Below are 18,114 nucleotides of genomic sequence, written 5' to 3'. Positions count from 1 at the left end.
GTTAGTAATAAAGATAATCAATTTAATAGAGATAAAATTCTTATAAATAAATCTTTAATATAATTTTAATATACATAAGCAATTGCATGATACATTCCATCTGATTTTTCGACTATAGAAACAAATGGATAACCACTTCCTGCAGACTTTGTTTTGATACGTCTTTCTGTATGTTCCTTCAAAGCCAATGGGGACTCCCCTTTTGTTTTGGTCGATAAACCAGTAAAAGTTTCAACTTCTTTAAGTCCAATAGTTTGACTTGGTTTTAAAACTTTTACGGAATTATACTCACTTTTGTCAGCTATGACAATTTTAGGAGATATTGTTTTTGATTTAGAACTACCGTTTTCATTAAGAGCAGCAACGGCATATTTACTAATTGTTAATTGTTCCTGACTTCCATTTAATGAATAGTAAATTAGATCATTATCTTGTTTGATATAATTTACATCTAACTCTTCACCGTTATGTTTGATTATTTGATGAGTTTGAGAAAATGCAAAACTCGTAAATAATAATCCTAATATTAAAAATTTGATTTTCATAATTTCTGTTTTAAGTTTAACATATAAACTAAACCTAATAAGCAGATTTAAAAATGAAATAAACAATTTGAAAATAATCAAAAAATCAATTTAGGTGATTTTGGTACTCATGAAATAATTTTGAAAAAATACTTAAAAAAATATTATCAAAAATAAATCACAATCAAAATTCAAACGATAAATTAATTTTTAAAATTTCAACTAAAATTATTCAAAAACTAAAATCTAAATAAAATCAAATTTTAAGATTTAATAAATAATTTTATAATCATAGCCCACTCCATTTTTATTTCAAAATGAATAAATTCACTTTCATAAAATTCGCTTAATTGGCTTTTCATAAAAATAATACATTTTAGAACATTTTTATGTTAACAACGCGTTAAACAGACTAAAAATTTTCTAAAAATTAAAATAAAGACTTTTGTTAAACCAAAATAACAAAATAAAGAAAAGATATAACGTAATTTAAATAACGTCTTAAAATCAAGATATGAAAGCTATTTTTAATCTATAAAAACTATATTATTTTGAATTACCATAATTTTTATAAATAATAATATAAAGCAAGATAAATATTATTTTGTATAATTTAAAACTATACTTTAAATTAAGCATAATAATAAGGATCTGTCTCTCAGAAAAAATTAATTTTTTTAAAATTATAACTTTTGTATTTTATAGAATTCAAAAATTATAAATCTGTCTAGAATTGTAATTGGTAAAATTTATCAAGTTGAATTATGTATTTTTAGATCAACTTTAAAAAATGGATTAAAAAAGGGTACTAATAAACATTTCTAGGTTGAGAACCACAAAAAACAATCAAAAGAAGAGCTAAAATTAAAATAAAGATCGCTGTTTAATTATTTTATTAAATATATAATTACTACTAACTCTATTTTAAAAACGTCTTAAAATCAATATATAGAGGTGATTTTTAATCTACAAAAACAATAATAAAATAAAAAATAATAGTTTTTATAAATAATAACATAAAACACATAATAACAGTATTTGAATAATTAAAATCTATATCATTTATTAAGACAAAACAAAAAAAGATACAACAGAAGAAAATTGAATTATGATAGTTATGACTTGGATGTTTGTAAAGGAGAAATTTATCAAGCTCAAATATTGCTTTTTTGACCAAATTTATAAAATGGATTAAAAAGCTACACTTATAAACATTTCTTTGTTGACAACGAGAAAAAGTAACCTAAATAAGACCTAAATTTAAAATAAAGAACGTTGTTTAATCAATTTTTTTAAAACATAAATTGTATCGACTACATTTTTAAATTGCCTTAAAATCAATTTATGGAGGTTAATTTTAATACATAAAAACTATTACTTTAAAATATATAATAGTTTTTACAAATAATAAAAAAAGCGCTTATAAAAAGCGCTTTTTGATAACTAAAATTGATACTATTATTTTAACATTTCTTCCAAAATTTCCTTTTCTCTGTCAGAAGCATTTTTTGGAGGATTTGAATTTAATTTTTGAATTTCTTCTTCAAATTGATTTTTAAAATCTGAAGTTTCTAAATCTCGTAAATTTAAAAGTGCTTTCGAACGAACATAAGTTGATTCACTTCTTAAAGACATAGTATATAATTTTTTAATATCTTCTTCTTCAAAATCTGAAGACTTCAAAATTGAATATTTTAAAATAAATTGAGCAAATAATAATGAACTCTTATTGTTGTTGATATTCTTCTTCAATGAATTTTGTAATAAAGAAAAACTTGAAATTGCAGCAATGTTCTCCCCTATTGCATTTTCAATCGCTAAACGTTCTGGCTTAGTTTCAACTTTGAAATATTTATTAATATCTTTTAAAGAATTGTTGATACTGTTTTCTTCTTTTTTTCCTTTTTCTTCCCAAGCATCTTTTAATCCAACAGTCTTATTAAATACTAGTTTTGAAGTACTTGAATCTTTATCAACAGTGAAATAACCTAAACGTTGAAACTGAAATTTATCTTCATTTTGAGCTGTTGCTAAACTTGGTTCAAGAAATCCAGTAACAATTTCTAAAGAGTTCGGGTTAACAAAATCTAAGAAATTTTTATCTTTATAACTGTCTGGTGCTTCATCAGTAAACAAACGATCGTACAAACGAACTTCTGCTTTTACTGCATGAGGAATAGAAACCCAATGTAATGTTCCAGATACTTTTCTTTGGCTCGCTTCTGTTCCACTTCCGCTTAAAGAATCCGTATCATAAGTAACATGAATTTCAGTAATATTACCTTCTGAATCCTTTATAACACTTTCTCCTTTAATGATATAAGCATTTTTAAGACGTACTTCTTTTCCTAAAGTCAAACGGAAAAACTTAGCTGGAGCTTCTTCTAAAAAGTCTTCTCTTTCTATATATAATTCACGAGAAAATGGAACTTTTCTGAATCCAGCACTTTCATCTTCTTGATTATTTTCTGCTTCTAACCACTCTTCTTTTCCTTCAGGATAATTGTTAATAACCAATTTTACTGGATCTAAAACAGCCATTACTCTTGGAGCAATTTTGTTCAAATCCTCACGAATACAAAATTCTAAAACGGATACACTAATTAAATTATCACGTTTTGCTATACCAATTGTATTAGCAAAATTACGCAATGAAGCAGCTGTATAACCTCTTCTTCTTAACCCAGAAATAGTTGACATTCTTGGATCATCCCAACCATTAACGTGGTGTTCTTTAACTAATTGCTGTAATTTTCTTTTACTTACAACTGTATGTGAAAGATTACGTCTTGCAAATTCTCTTTGTTTTGGACGTAACTTATTATCATCTATAATTTGATCTAAAAACCAATCGTATAATTCACGGTGTGGTAAAAATTCTAGTGTACAAAATGAATGTGAAATTTCTTCTAAGTAATCACTTTGTCCATGTGCCCAATCATACATAGGATAAATCTTCCAGGCATCTCCAGTTCTATGATGATGTCTGTGTAGAATTCTATACATAATAGGATCACGCATCAACATATTAGTTGATTTCATGTCTATTTTAGCACGCAAAATATGAGTTCCTGCTTCAAATTCTCCCAATCTCATTCTTTCGAATAAGTCTAAATTTTCTTCCACTGAACGATTTCTATATGGGCTATCAGTACCTGTGGTTGATGGAGTTCCTTTTTGAATAGCCATATCTTCAGAAGATTGACTATCAACGTAAGCTTTATCTTTTTTAATTAATAAAACTGCCCAATCATATAATTGCTGAAAATAATCGGATGCATAACGTTCTTCTGACCAAGTATAACCTAACCATTCAACATCTTTTTTAATTGCATCTACAAATTCTTGTTCCTCTTTTTCTGGATTTGTATCATCAAAACGTAAATTCACAGGCGATTGATAATCAAGTCCTAATCCAAAATTTAAAGCAATAGAACTTGCATGACCAATATGTAAATAACCATTTGGTTCTGGTGGAAAACGAAAATGAAGCTTATCTTTTGATAACCCTGATTTTAAATCTTCTTCTATGATTTGTTCAATAAAATTGAGTGATTTTTCTTCTGATGCCATTATTTATAGTAATTTTAGCAAAGATAAAAAAGTTTACAGTTTTCGGTTTACAGTTTACAGTTTTCTTTATAAACTTCTCAGTAAATCTGAAACTTAGAACAAAAAATTAAAATAAAAATGGGAATTATTAAACTAAAAAATATCCGTACATTTTCTTACCACGGATGTTTAATCGAAGAAGGAAAAATAGGATCTGAATATGAAGTGAATTTAGAGATTCATGCCAATTTAAGAAAATCTGCAGCATCTGATGATCTTTTGGATACTGTAGATTATGTACATTTAAACAAAATTGTTACCGAAGAAATGGCTATAAGATCCAAATTATTGGAACATGTGGCAAAAAGAATCAATAAAAGGGTACTTGATGAGATTCCAATGATAACAAAATCAATAGTGGAAGTTTCTAAAATCAACCCTCCTATTGGTGGTGATGTTGAGTCGGTTACAATTAAATTAAAAGATAAAAGATAAATATAACTTCATACTAAATTATTTTTCTTTCAAAAATTTAAAAAATAGTTGGCTTTAAGTTTTTAAAATTTAAAGATTATAGTTACTTTTGCCATCCGTTCAATTAACGGCGTCGTGGCCGAGCGGCTAGGCTGGGCTCTGCAAAAGCTCCTACTCCGGTTCGAATCCGGACGATGCCTCAAAAACCTTCAAAGAAATTTGGAGGTTTTTTTTATGCTTAATTTTTTCGCAATAAATATCAAATTGAACAGATTCGAAATAACAAGATTGGAAACTCAAAGCTGAGACTGAAAACTTTTAGTCGCAATCTTGTCTTTCTAAGGAACGAAGAATCTCATCAAGTAGCTCGACAATCTAGAAATACTTTGTGTTAGTTTTTTGTGGAGATTCTTCGTTCCTCAGAAAGACATGATTGTGGTGACGTAGGATGCTAAAAAAAACTGTTATGTGTTAGCTACTAGGTGAGATTACTTCGTCTATTCGCTCGGGTTTTCGTTCCTCTGATAGACAAGATTGTGATTAAAAAAAATTCAAAAATCACACTTAAAACATAAAAAAACCTCTCGTAATGAGAGGTTAAATTTGTATTTTGAAGTTATTAACAACTACTTTTCTATCTTTTCGAAAGCATGTTTTACCATTTCTTTTTCTTTTGGAAACCATCCTTGAACTATTAAAACAAATCCGAAAACCATTAAAACTACACTAATTCCTTTTTTAATTTTAAGAATGTTAGACGGTGTCATTTTAGATTTTAATTGCTTTGCTAAAAGGATTTTTATACAGTCAATTATTAAATAAGTTAATACAACTGTTACAAAAAATGTCATCATTCTAGATGTTTGCATTTCTAATTTTGGTCCAATAGAAATAATTATAGCAACCCAAAAGCCTAATACTCCAATATTAATAACATTTAAGAAAAAGCCTTTTACAAAAAGACTTCCATAATTTCTTTTTATGATATCACGATCTATTTCTTCTAGGTTTATTCGCTCCTCTTTCTTAAGCTGAAGAAACGAAATAATCCCGTAAGCCAACATGATTATACCTCCAAAAATAAAAAGGGCTGGTTTATCTTGTAAACTTTTAATTAATCTATAACTTCCTAAATAAGCAATTGCTATAAAGAAAATATCTCCTAGAATTACACCAAGATCAAAAACCAATGCGGCTCTAAATCCCTTTGTAATACTAGTTTCTAGTAATATAAAAAATACTGGGCCTACCATAAAGCTTAAAAATACTCCCCATGGAATCCCTGCTATAATATCATTTATCATTAAAATACAATTTGGTTTTATTCTTTTTCTTCAATCCTACCGCCTAAAACAGTTTTTTGATTAATTTGTTTCGGTTTACCATAGATGTAAATATAGCCTCCAGCGCTTACTTTTGCATCAACTAAGGTAGTAGCATAGATTTCAGCATTTCCTCCCGCAGAAACGCTTATTGTAGTTTGTGAGGTCTGCAAATCCTTAGCTTTAAGAATTCCGCCTGACCCTAAACTTGCAATTTGAGTTTTTGCTTCACCAGATACTTTTATTGTTCCACCAGAAACTGCTCTAACTTTTGCGTTATCCACATCCAAAATTACATTAATCTCTCCTCCTTCTTTAGAATTTAAATCAATTGATGTTTGCTTAATTTTGTCTTTACTTGAAACAATACTTCCTTCGCTAACATCAATATTTTCAATGTGTTTGTAATATAACTGTATCGAAATATCATCTCCAGATAATAGTTTTGGAAAAGGCATTCTTAGTTTTAATTCGCCGTTTTTATTAACAACTTCTACTTCACTTTCTCTACTTCCTTTTATAACTATCTTATTTTCTGAAGAATGAATTAGTGTAATACTCAATTTATCGAATACTTTAACTTTATCAAAATCTCCTAAATTCTTTGTTACTTGACCAAATGAAGCTTGTACAAATAAAATTGCAACTCCTATTAATAACTTTTTCATGTTTTTCTTTTTTAAATTTTTCTACTTATTCTGCTCTTCTTAAAAAATGAAAATCCAATTGCTTTTTAACTAAATCGGCATTTTTTACTTTAACGTAAATCTCATCGCCTAATTGTAATATCTTATCTGAAGTTGCACCAACTAATGCATATTGTTTTTCATCAAAAGTGTAATAATCATCTTTTATCTCTCTGATTCTTACCATTCCTTCACATTTATTAGACACAATTTCAACATAAATTCCCCATTCAGTTACTCCTGAAATAACTCCCAAGAATTCTTCATCTTTATGATCCTGCATGTATTTAACTTGCATGTATTTAATACTATCACGTTCTGCATTAGTAGCTAAACCTTCCATATTCGAACAATGCAAACACTTTGTTTCGTATGTTTCTTCATCTACAGATTTTCCTCCGTCTAGATAATATTGCAATAATCGGTGCACCATAACATCAGGATAACGACGAATTGGTGAAGTAAAATGGCTATAATAATCAAAAGCTAAACCATAATGTCCAATGTTATCAGTCGAATATTTGGCTTTACTCATACTTCTAATTGCAAGAGTATCAATTAAGTTTTGTTCTTTTTTACCATTAACTTCTTCCATTAAAGCGTTTAATGATTTAGATATATCTCCTTTATTTCGGAAATCTATCTTATAACCAAACTTAGCAATTACAGATTGCATTGCAATTAATTTATCTTCATTTGGCTCATCATGTATTCTATAAACAAACGTTTTCTTTTGTTTACCAATGTATTCAGCAACTTTTCTATTTGCCAAAAGCATAAATTCTTCAATTAAATGATTGGCATCTTTAGAAACTTTGAAATACACACCTTCTGGTTCACCTTCAGCATTTAAATCAAATTTAACTTCTACTTTATCAAAAGAAATAGCTCCATTTGCCATTCTTTTCTTTCTTAAAATCTTAGCTAATTCATCTAGTTTTAAAGTTGCATTAGTTATTTCATCAGAAACAACATAAGAACTTCCAGTAATTGAAGTTGCAGCAGGAATTGTATTGTCTTTTGTTTCAATTATGTACTGCGCTTCTTCGTAAGCAAATCGTTGATCTGAATATATTACTGTTCTACCAAACCATTGGTTAATAACTTGTGCATTTTCTGCTACTTCAAAAACAGCCGAGAACGTATATTTTTCTTCATTAGGTCGTAATGAACATGCAAAGTTAGATAACACTTCTGGAAGCATTGGAACCACTCTATCGACCAAGTATACCGATGTTGCTCGTTGATATGCTTCATCATCTAAAATTGTTCCTTCTTGAAGATAATAAGAAACATCGGCAATGTGAATTCCAATTTCGTAGTTTCCATTTTCTAATTTTTTGAAAGACAGGGCATCATCAAAATCTTTAGCATCTTTTGGATCTATTGTAAACGTAAGCGTATCTCGCATATCACGACGCTTAGCAATTTCACTTTCTTGAATCGAAGTATCTATCTTTTGAGCATATACCTCTACTTCTACTGGGAAATCTGATGGTAAACCATATTCAGCCAAAATAGCATGAATTTCAGTATCATGTTCTCCTGGTTTTCCTAAAACTTTTACTACTGAACCAAAAGGACTATCTGCTCTTTTAGGCCAATCTTCTATCGTAACTAAAACAACATCACCATTTTGTGCTTCTCCTACTTTATCCTTTGGAATAAAAATATCAGTATACATTTTAGGATTTGCTGTAGAAACAAAAGCAAAATTATTCTGAATGTCAATAACTCCAACAAAGTCAGTTTTATTTCTTTCTATCACTTCAATTACTTCTCCTTCAGGACGTTTCCCTTTTCTTCTGTTATAAACGTAAACCTTAACTTTATCTTTATCAAGGGCACGATTTAAATTATTGGTCGGAATAAATACATCCTCTGCAAAGTCTGGACAAATAAAATAAGCCGTTTTACGACTTGTCATATCTATCGTACCTTCGTAATAATCCTGACTAACTGCTTTGATTAAATATTTACCTGGTTCTGATTCAACAATCTTATTTTGAGAAGCAAGAATCTTTAAATCTTTTATAATTTGATTGCGACTTTTAGTATCGTCTAATTCTAACTTCGCTCCTATTTGTTTGTAATTAAATGGTTTATTAGCATGTTGCGATAAAATTTTTATAATCTTACTTGAGAAATCTTTCTCATTTTTTATCGGTTTTCTAATTTTCTTACTCATATATCTTTTCTTATAAGGTTTAAAATTACAAAGAAGATACCAAATATTACTTTTTAGGCTCCACTTTATTAAAAATATAACTTTAAAAAGTAAAAAAGGTACTGATTTTCAATGGTTATTTTCAATTAACCTATTCAAATAAATGCTAACGATAAATCTTTAGTAATGCTCATTTCGTATCTTTACAAAAAGACCTCTATGCAAAGCTTTAAAACAATTGCTATTTTCAATTATCTGCATGAAACAGTTGTTCTAAAACATTTATTGGAACAAGAAGAAATTCCCTATTATCTAGAAAACGAAATGACCCTCTCGGTTGTTCCTTTTTATTCAGCTGCTTTGGGCGGAATCAAACTTAACGTTCATCCAGAGGATTTCGAAAGAGTTCAAGAAATTCTTGACAATCTCAATAGTCCACTTTCAATCGTTTAATTTTTTTTCAATCCAATTCAATCTTCCAATTCAATCTTCCAATTCAATCTTCCAATTCATTTTTTTCTTTTTCAATTTTAATAGTTGTCAACATATATTATATAATACAAAAGAAAAAATTTAAATTTAATTAATTTTTGGTTGTTATTATAGTGTGTTAATATGTCATATAAATATATTTTTAAATGTATTGAAATGAAGTTTGTCTTAGTTATATGGAGTTATCAACATAGTTATATTTTGTTAAAGGATTAGTTACTAAGACTTTTTGTATTTTAATTAACATTGGTTAACAACCTAAAATGAATTCATTTTGTAGATAACTTCATATATTGATTTTTGTTGAAAATGTACTTTTTGGTATTGATAACTTTTCTAAAAATTCTCCAAACTTTATTAGGTTATTAAGTTCCAGTTTTGGATTAGGTTTTTTATTGATACAACCAAAAAAAACTTCTAATTTTCTTTCTATACTTATTAACAAAAGTTGTTAAATTAAAGTTAACTGAATATCAAGCAATTGCGTTTCGCTATTAACAATTTAAAAAATTAACAATATCATTAAATTATTATAACTGATTACCAACTGTTTAAGTTATCTATAAAACGTTAATAACTCTGTAATGTTCTGTTAAAATGGGAGTTACATTTCAGTTAGCTTTTGATGCTTTAAAAACAAAATTAGAATAACACTTTACTGTAGTACAAATAAACAAATGTTAGTAAAGTATATCTAAAATTCTTTGGTTAAATTTGCACTACACAACTTAATATAACTTAAAAATGAAAATTTCAATAGGAAATGACCACGCTGGACCTGAATATAAAAAGGCAATTGTTACTATGCTTAAAGCAAAAGGATATGAAGTAACCAATTACGGTACTGATTCTGAGGATTCTGTAGATTATCCCGATTTTGGTCATCCAGTTGCTACTGATATTACTGAAGGTAAGGCAGATTTTGGAATTGTAATCTGTGGAAGCGGTAACGGTATCGCAATGACTGTTAATAAACATCCGAAAGTGAGAGCTGGATTATGTTGGACTAAAGAAATTGCTGTTTTAACTCGTTTACATAATGATGCTAACATTATTAGTATTCCAGCACGTTTTACATCGATTCCACAAGCTGTAGAGATGGTTGAAGCATTTTTAAGTACCGAATTTGAAGGTGGTAGACACCAAAATAGAGTAAATAAGATTGCTTGTCAATAATATTTTAAAAAACGGGGTGCTTCGCACCTTATATAATTTATAAGCCAGACGGATTTTTATAATTCATCTGGCTTAATTTTTAAAATAATTACTTGATAAATAAGTGTTTACATAGTTGTTAACAATGAAAATACGGTGTTATTTATTAATAGATTATTTACTCAAAAGAGTACTTTCTTTGAGATAAGTATAATTCTATCATTAGATTTCAATACCAGTATATTCTATCGCAAAAGTTTACTTAGCTTTTTGAGTATTAAATAGAACATCGTAATTTTGAATCTCGCATAAATACCAAAAGAATATTAATAAATTTTGATTTTAATTAACTGATAAATAAGTATTTGTAGAGTTGTTAACAATGAAATCATACTATTATTATTTAATAGAATATATGCTAAAATATACTTTATTGAAGGTAACTATAATTCAATCATTAGCTTTCAATACCAGTATATCCTATCGCAAAAGATAACTTAGCTTTTTTGTCTCTTAAATTTAGCATCGTAAATGTGAATCTCACAAAAATATTAAAACCATATTAATAAATGTTGATTTTAATTATCTGATAAACAACTATTTATAGAGTTATTAACAATGAAATTATACTTTTATTTATTTAATAGAATATATGCTCAAAAGAATACTTTTTGGAGATAAGTATAATTCAATCATTAGCTTTCAATACCAGTATATCCTATCGCAAAAGATAACTTAGCTTTTTTGTCTCTTAAATGTAGCATCGTAAATGTGAATCTCACAAAAATATTAAAACCATATTAATAAATGTTGATTTTAATTATCTGATAAACAAGTATTTGTAGAGTTATTAACAATGAAATTATACTTTTATTTATTTAGAACTTACCATAAACCAAATCGCTTTTTCAGTATCATAATTGTACATAAATACAAGGACAGCTATTATAATCTGAAGGAATATAATAGCTGAGAATTTTATCATAAAAGAAGGTTTACTTGTTTTATGTTTAAACAAGAGCATGGCAACTAACATTCCTATACCACCTCCAAGGGCTGTCAATGTAAACAATGTGTTTTCTGGAATTCTGCGTTTATGTTTAACAGCTAAATATTTATCGTATCCGGCTACTAAAAAAGCAATTGTATTTACAACAAAAAAATAGGGTAATAAAACTTTCATTAGCTTAAAATTAAAAACAAAGATATTATTTTAGCAAAATTATTAATTAGTTTTCTATTAAATTTTAATACGTAAATTACACTAATTTATTATTAAGAAATTATTTCATAAAAATATGACTAATATTCAATTTATTACCAAGTCTGTTCAAACAGCACCGATTAACATTCAGAACACAGTTAAATTATTAGATGAAGATTGTACAATTCCGTTTATTTCAAGATACCGAAAAGATACAACAGGAAATCTTGATGAAGTTGTAATTGAGCAAATTGCAAAACTTCAAAAGGAATATGAAGTTATTATAAAACGTAAAGAAGCTGTTCTAAAATCGATAGAAGAACAAAAACTACTTTCACCAGAATTAAAACAAAAAATCGAACAAAGTTTTGATTTACAAGAGATAGAGGATTTTTATCTTCCTTTTAAAAAGAAAAAGAAAACCAAAGCCGATGTAGCACGTGAGAATGGTTTAGAGCCTTTGGCAAAAATTATAATGTCGCAAGGTAATGATGATGTTGATTTCATTTCGACACGATATATTAATGACAATGTTATTAATGAAGAGGCTGCATTACAAGGAGCTCGTGATATCATTGCAGAATGGATTAATGAAAATATCTATGTTCGTAAGCAATTACGTAGGTTATACCAACGCAAATCGACTATTGCAACTAAGGTTGTAAAAACAAAAAAAGACGATGAAAATGCGCAAAAATTCAATCAATATTTTGATTGGTCAGAGCCATTGACGAAAGCACCTTCGCACCGGTTATTAGCTATGCTTCGTGCTGAAAATGAAGGATTTGTAAAAATGAAAGTGGAAGTCGATATTGATGAAGCGTATGATGTTATTGATGAACTGGTAATCAAAGGACAAAATAATACGACGCCACATATACAATTAGCAATTGAAGATAGTTATAAACGGTTGTTGAATCCTGCTATTGGAAACGAAACGCTTCAGGAAGCTAAAGCCAAAGCTGATGCCAATTCTATTCAGGTTTTTGCAAACAACCTAGGACAGTTGTTATTGGCACCGCCATTGGGAGAAAAGCGTATTCTAGCAATTGACCCAGGATTTAGAAGTGGTTGTAAAGTAGTTTGTCTAGATGAGAAAGGTGATTTATTGTACAATGAAACGATTTATCCACATGCGCCACAACATGAAGATGCTATGGCAATGAAAAAAATCCGCTCGATGGTAAACTCTTATAAAATTGATGCTATTTCGATTGGAAACGGAACTGCATCTAGAGAAACGGAATTTTTCATTAAAAAAATCGCGTTTGACAAACCAGTTCAGGTTTTTATTGTTTCTGAGGCTGGAGCGTCGGTATATTCGGCATCCAAAATTGCTCGCGAAGAATTCCCAAGTTATGATGTTACTGTAAGAGGTTCAGTTTCTATAGGAAGACGACTTTCTGATCCGTTGGCCGAATTGGTAAAAATTGATCCAAAAGCAATTGGAGTTGGACAATATCAACATGATGTAGATCAGTCAAAATTAAAAGAAGAGTTGGATAATACAGTAATTCGTTGCGTAAACTCGGTAGGTATTAATATTAATACGGCCAGTAAACATTTACTAAGTTATGTGAGTGGAATAGGAGAGAAGCTTGCTGAAAATATCGTTCAATATCGTTCTGAGAATGGACCATTTGAAGATCGTAAACAGTTAAAAAAAGTGCCTCGTTTAGGCGAAAAAGCATATCAGCAAGGAGCAGCTTTTATTAGAATTACGAATGCTAAAAATCCGTTGGATAATTCGGCTGTGCATCCAGAAGCTTATGGAATTGTTGAAAAGATGGCTAAAGATTTAAAACTAACGGTTAATGATCTTATTGCCAATAAAGAACACACTGCTTTAATAAAACCAGAGAATTATATTACGCCAGAAATTGGGTTATTAACATTGAAAGATATCATTAAAGAGTTAGAAAAACCAGGTCTAGATCCAAGAAAATCAGCTAAGGTTTTTGAATTTGATCCGAATGTAAAAAGCATAAAAGATGTCAAAACCGGAATGATATTACCAGGTATTGTTAATAACATCACCAACTTTGGTTGTTTTGTTGACATTGGTGTAAAAGAAAGCGGTTTGGTTCACATTTCGCAACTTAAAGCTGGTTTTGTAAGCGATGTAAACGAAGTGGTAAAATTGCACCAACATGTTGATGTAAAAGTAACTGAAGTTGATGAGGACAGAAAGCGTATTCAGTTAACGATGATATTATAAAACAAGAAATTCCAAATCCCAATAATATTTTATTGGGATTTGGAATTTATACAACCTATATAATTTATTAAATAAATTAAGCTGGTTTATCTTCTTCTTTTTCTTTCTTATCAGCAGGCTGATCATTGTCTTTAGCAGCGTTTTTGAATTCTTTAATTCCACTACCTAAACCTTTCATTAATTCTGGAATTTTTTTACCTCCAAAAAGTAATAAAACAACTGCTAATATAACAAGGATTTCTGTAACACCTAATCTTCCCATGATTGAATAATTAATTGCCGGAGCAAATTTGTATATAATAAAGGCAAAGGTATACAGAATTAGTTAATAAGAATTAGTTTTATTATAAAATATTTTTTTCTAGCCACGTTAAATATTATATAAAATGCTATTTTTAAGGCTGTCGTATTCTGTTTTGACCGTTTTATCAATACTATAAATTATTATATTTGTCAATTAAAGTACCACAATGACCGAAAAAAGATTAAAACGAATTAAATTCAGAAACAGATTATTTGTCAAAAACAGGTTAGTTATTTTGAATGAGAATACCTTTGAAGAGATTTTTTCTTTAAAGTTAAATCTTATGAATGTTTTTGTAGTTGCAACATTAGGTGCTATTTTTTTGATATTAATTACCACATTTATAATTGCTTTTACACCATTACGCGAGTTTATTCCGGGATATTCATCGACTGAATTGAAAAAAAATGCAACAGAATTGGCTTTAAAATCTGATTCATTAACGGTAGCATTAAAGAAAAATGAAGCTTATATTAAATCCATTCAAAAAGTGCTAACAGGTCAATTAGAATATGCTAAATTTAATAAAGATTCTATTATGGCTAGTGTTGATGAAAAAGGAGAAGAAATAAATTTAGCACCTTCTAAAGAAGAATTACAATTACGCGAAGAAGTGGCTAAAGAAGATAAAAAAGTAAACACTAATTCTATAAAAAAGAATAAAAGTGATAAAAAACAAAAGTAGATAATGTCAATAAAATCAGTCGCTGCAAAAATATTTGCAAGCAAAATTTATAATAAAACGCAGTCTTGGGCCAAAAAACCTGTTGAAACTCAACAGAAAGTTTTTAAGAATTTAATAAAAGCTGCAAAACATACTGAGTTTGGAAAAGACCATCATTTTGATAGAATAAAAACGTTTGAAGATTTTAAAAAGCAAGTACCTGTAAGAGATTATGAAGATTTAAAATCTTATATAGCTAAAGTACAATTAGGCGAGAGCGACATCCTTTGGAAAGGAAAACCGCTTTATTTTGCTAAAACATCAGGAACAACGTCTGGAGCAAAATATATTCCGCTTACCAAAGAATCAATGCCGTATCATATTGAAGCTTCTAGAAATGCAATTTTACATTATATACACGAGACTGGAAAAACAGATTTTGTAGATGGTAAAATGATTTTCTTGCAAGGAAGTCCTGAATTGGTCGAAAAAAACGGAATTAAACTTGGAAGATTGTCTGGAATTGCTGCTCATTTTGTACCTAAATATCTTCAAAAGAACCGCATGCCATCTTGGGAAACCAATTGTATTGAGGATTGGGAAACTAAAATTAATGCTATTGTAGATGAAACGATAGACAAGAACATGACTATTATTTCTGGGATTCCGTCTTGGGTACAAATGTATTTTGAAAGATTAGAAGAAAGAAGTGGAAAGAAGGTGGGTGATTTATTCAAAAACTTCAATCTTTTTATTTACGGTGGAGTTAATTATGAACCTTATCGAGCTAAGTTTGAGAATTTAATAGGCAGAAAAGTGGATAGCATTGAGCTGTTTCCTGCTTCGGAAGGTTTCTTTGCTTATCAAGACTCTCAAAAAGAGAAAGGAATGCTTTTGTTATTGAATTCTGGAATTTTTTATGAGTTTATAAAAACAGAGGAGTTTTTTAATGACAATCCACAACGATTAACAATTGGTGAAGTAGAATTAGGTGTGAATTATGTTTTGATTATTTCTACTAACGCTGGACTTTGGGGTTATAACATTGGAGATACGGTAAAGTTTACTTCATTATATCCGCATCGTGTGATTGTTTCAGGTAGGATTAAACATTATATTTCGGCATTTGGAGAGCATGTTATTGGTAATGAGGTCGAAAATGCTATGAAAGCAGCTATGGAAAATACCGACGTTCGAATTAATGAGTTTACCGTAGCGCCACAAATTAATCCAACAGAAGGATTACCTTATCATGAATGGCTTATAGAATTTGAAAATGAACCAGAAAATATAGTAACTTTCGCAGAAGCTATAGATAATGCAATGCGAAAGCAAAACATTTATTACGATGATTTAATTACTGGAAATATTTTACAAAAGGTAGTAATTACTAAAGTTGCCAAAAATGGTTTTCAGGATTATATGAAATCACAAGGAAAATTAGGTGGACAAAATAAAATTCCGCGACTGTCTAATAACAGAGATATTGCAGACGCATTAAAAAAACAATAAAACGTAAAAGTTTAAAAAATATAATTAGAATGAAAGAATCAAAAAACATTTCGAGATCAAGAGCACAAGAATCATCAGCAGCTATTGAAAAAATGTACATTACAATGCGCCACTTGTTTAACAGAGGTTTTTATAAACCAATGGGAATTTCGGGCGATACATTACGTGAAGCTTTATTAGCTTTACGACCAGAGATTTACGGTAATATTGCCGATGAGAAAGTAGAACTTAACGGACTTTTATATGTTATAGAAAGACTTCCGATAGGAATTGAAGAATGCCGTTATATAAATCTTACTTCAGACGAAGGCTATTCTAAATCACATTTTCAAGCAATTGTTCCTCCAAAAAGAAGAAGAAATTGTTACAGAATAGATGAGGAACAAATGAATGTTGAAATTACACGAGGACGTTCAGATATCTATGATATTTTGACTCACTTGACTTTTATTTTCATCGAATCTCACAAAATTAGAAACAGAGTTTTATTAGATGATGGAGGCGAAGTTTCGCGTGATTGGTTAAAATTGGAGTTAGCAGTAATGCAAACAAAAAAATTACCACTTATAGAGAAAGAAAAGGCAATTTCACATGTTGCAAACATCTTAGGAAGAACATTTGAAGAAGTTCTTAATATTTATGATGCTTTCGGTTCAGATGCCGAACCAGACAGATTTTTACATGTTATTTATTGGTTAGGTAAACTAGCAATTGAAGAAGTTGTTGAAAATAATAAACGTACAATTACATTTAGTCCTATTTTACGAGAGCGTTTAGGACATCATATTCATGGAGAAATTTGGGCAACGAATATCAAGGAGGTTTTAAAGGCAAATTCGCTTTTAGATCGCCCTATTCACGTAATAAGTGCTAATATGCACAGTGTGATGAATTCTATCTTTGCAACACCTTTGTTGAAAACTAAGTTCAAAGACAAATCTGATTTCTTTATTTATGAAGAGTTAAGTAAATCAGGAGCAACAATACGTAAAGACGTTGAAGCACTTGCATTGAAAAACGGAATGATATCGTTACCAGATGCTTCAGGTACCAACATTGATGTTCAAATTTTTGATACAGCTAAGATTGATTGGGCTAAAACGGCATTTCCTAAGGCTGATTTAGACGCAAAGAAACCCGTAATTATTGTTATGGATTATGCGTTTGGTGAGCAAGCTTATGAAACCATCGATGAGTTACTAAAACCATTCAAAAAAGAAACACTGCTTAACGTAAAATCGGTTTCGATTATGGGTAAAGCGGGAATTCTTGAAGGAGGTAAAGGAGATATCATGATTCCAACAGCTCATATAAATGAAGGAACTGCTGATAATTACTATTTCGAAAATGAATTAACAGGAGCAATGTTTGAAGGTAATGATATTGCAGTTTTTGAAGGAGCAATGGTTACCGTATTAGGAACTTCATTACAGAACCGTGATCTATTAAAATTCTTCCATGAATCTACTTGGGGAGTTATTGGGCTTGAAATGGAAGGCTCTTATTACCAAAAAGCAATTCAATCGGCTTCAAAAATTAGAAAAAGTGTACCGCATGATATAAAAGTAAGATACGCTTATTACGCCTCAGATAACCCTTTAGAAACAGGAAGTACATTAGCTTCAGGTGGATTAGGAACAACAGGGGTAAAGCCAACTTATTTGATTACAATTAAAATTCTAGAACAGATTTTTAATGTAAAATAAAAACACAAAAAACACTCTCATTAATCATAATTCAAGTTTATGATTAATGAGAGCACACAAAAAAAAAAACAGATTATAATTTTTAAACAATGTGATTTATATAATTTTTTACATTTATCACATAGAAAAAGCAC

14 protein-coding genes and 1 tRNA gene are annotated in these 18,114 nt (G+C 29.3%); 8 read left to right on the top strand and 7 right to left on the bottom strand.

The window, feature by feature from the left end; translation table 11 throughout:
* Positions 1-65 precede the first annotated feature (65 nt).
* Positions 66-545 carry a hypothetical protein gene (locus QWY99_RS20450; protein ID WP_290267556.1) on the bottom strand — a complete coding sequence of 160 codons (480 nt, stop codon included), beginning with the start codon at positions 543-545 and terminating at the stop codon, positions 66-68.
* 1,437 nt (positions 546-1,982) lie between these two features.
* Entirely contained in the window at positions 1,983-4,097 is a 2,115-nt protein-coding gene (locus QWY99_RS20445; protein WP_290267555.1) for a glutamine--tRNA ligase/YqeY domain fusion protein, read from the bottom strand.
* A gap of 117 nt (positions 4,098-4,214) precedes the next feature.
* Here QWY99_RS20445 and folB point away from each other — a divergent pair, with 117 nt between their 5' ends.
* The gene (gene folB / locus QWY99_RS20440) at positions 4,215-4,571 is read left to right on the top strand and encodes a dihydroneopterin aldolase (RefSeq protein ID WP_290267554.1); all 357 of its coding nucleotides are present in this window, start codon (positions 4,215-4,217) and stop codon (positions 4,569-4,571) included.
* A gap of 108 nt (positions 4,572-4,679) precedes the next feature.
* Positions 4,680-4,750: transfer RNA gene (locus QWY99_RS20435), tRNA-Cys, on the top strand.
* 426 nt (positions 4,751-5,176) lie between these two features.
* Here the strand turns inward: QWY99_RS20435 and QWY99_RS20430 are convergent.
* From QWY99_RS20430 to rnr, 3 genes are read right to left on the bottom strand one after another with little or no spacing between them, the layout of a single operon-like run.
* Positions 5,177-5,854 (bottom strand): LysE family translocator, encoded by a 678-nt coding sequence (locus QWY99_RS20430; RefSeq protein WP_290267553.1) that lies wholly within the window; start codon positions 5,852-5,854, stop codon positions 5,177-5,179.
* Positions 5,855-5,871: 17 nt separating this feature from the next.
* On the bottom strand, positions 5,872-6,540 hold the full coding sequence (locus QWY99_RS20425) for a head GIN domain-containing protein (RefSeq protein WP_290267552.1): 669 nt from the start codon (positions 6,538-6,540) through the stop codon (positions 5,872-5,874).
* A gap of 25 nt (positions 6,541-6,565) precedes the next feature.
* Positions 6,566-8,746 (bottom strand): ribonuclease R, encoded by a 2,181-nt coding sequence (rnr, locus tag QWY99_RS20420; protein ID WP_290267551.1) that lies wholly within the window; start codon positions 8,744-8,746, stop codon positions 6,566-6,568.
* Between the two features lie 198 nt (positions 8,747-8,944).
* Between rnr and QWY99_RS20415 the strand changes: the two genes are divergently transcribed.
* Positions 8,945-9,178: a putative signal transducing protein gene (locus QWY99_RS20415; RefSeq protein ID WP_290267550.1), complete on the top strand. Its 234-nt coding sequence runs from the start codon at positions 8,945-8,947 to the stop codon at positions 9,176-9,178.
* Between the two features lie 783 nt (positions 9,179-9,961).
* On the top strand, positions 9,962-10,393 hold the full coding sequence (rpiB, locus tag QWY99_RS20410) for a ribose 5-phosphate isomerase B (protein WP_290267549.1): 432 nt from the start codon (positions 9,962-9,964) through the stop codon (positions 10,391-10,393).
* Positions 10,394-11,246: 853 nt separating this feature from the next.
* On the opposite strand, the gene QWY99_RS20405 is transcribed toward rpiB, so the two are convergent.
* On the bottom strand, positions 11,247-11,555 hold the full coding sequence (locus tag QWY99_RS20405; RefSeq protein WP_290267548.1) for a DUF1294 domain-containing protein: 309 nt from the start codon (positions 11,553-11,555) through the stop codon (positions 11,247-11,249).
* A 115-nt stretch (positions 11,556-11,670) separates the two neighbouring features.
* Between QWY99_RS20405 and QWY99_RS20400 the strand changes: the two genes are divergently transcribed.
* Positions 11,671-13,794 (top strand): Tex family protein, encoded by a 2,124-nt coding sequence (locus QWY99_RS20400; RefSeq protein ID WP_290267547.1) that lies wholly within the window; start codon positions 11,671-11,673, stop codon positions 13,792-13,794.
* A 76-nt stretch (positions 13,795-13,870) separates the two neighbouring features.
* Here the strand turns inward: QWY99_RS20400 and tatA are convergent, their stop codons facing one another.
* Positions 13,871-14,056, bottom strand: coding sequence for a twin-arginine translocase TatA/TatE family subunit (gene tatA, locus QWY99_RS20395; protein ID WP_129540358.1), 186 nt, complete (start codon positions 14,054-14,056; stop codon positions 13,871-13,873).
* A gap of 208 nt (positions 14,057-14,264) precedes the next feature.
* On the opposite strand from tatA, the gene QWY99_RS20390 reads away from it, so the two are divergent.
* The 3 genes from QWY99_RS20390 to QWY99_RS20380 are packed head-to-tail and all read left to right on the top strand — an operon-like array spanning position 14,265 to position 17,980.
* Positions 14,265-14,783, top strand: a complete 519-nt coding sequence (locus tag QWY99_RS20390) for a peptidase (protein WP_290267546.1) — start codon at positions 14,265-14,267, stop codon at positions 14,781-14,783.
* Between the two features lie 3 nt (positions 14,784-14,786).
* Positions 14,787-16,274 carry a GH3 auxin-responsive promoter family protein gene (locus QWY99_RS20385; RefSeq protein WP_290267545.1) on the top strand — a complete coding sequence of 496 codons (1,488 nt, stop codon included), beginning with the start codon at positions 14,787-14,789 and terminating at the stop codon, positions 16,272-16,274.
* A gap of 29 nt (positions 16,275-16,303) precedes the next feature.
* Positions 16,304-17,980 (top strand): DUF6909 family protein, encoded by a 1,677-nt coding sequence (locus tag QWY99_RS20380; protein ID WP_290267544.1) that lies wholly within the window; start codon positions 16,304-16,306, stop codon positions 17,978-17,980.
* Positions 17,981-18,114 lie beyond the last annotated feature (134 nt).

Origin of the sequence: Flavobacterium branchiarum, from assembly GCF_030409845.1 — a bacterium.
Lineage (GTDB): Bacteria > Bacteroidota > Bacteroidia > Flavobacteriales > Flavobacteriaceae > Flavobacterium > Flavobacterium branchiarum.
This window is presented reverse-complemented; position numbering and strand designations above follow the sequence as displayed.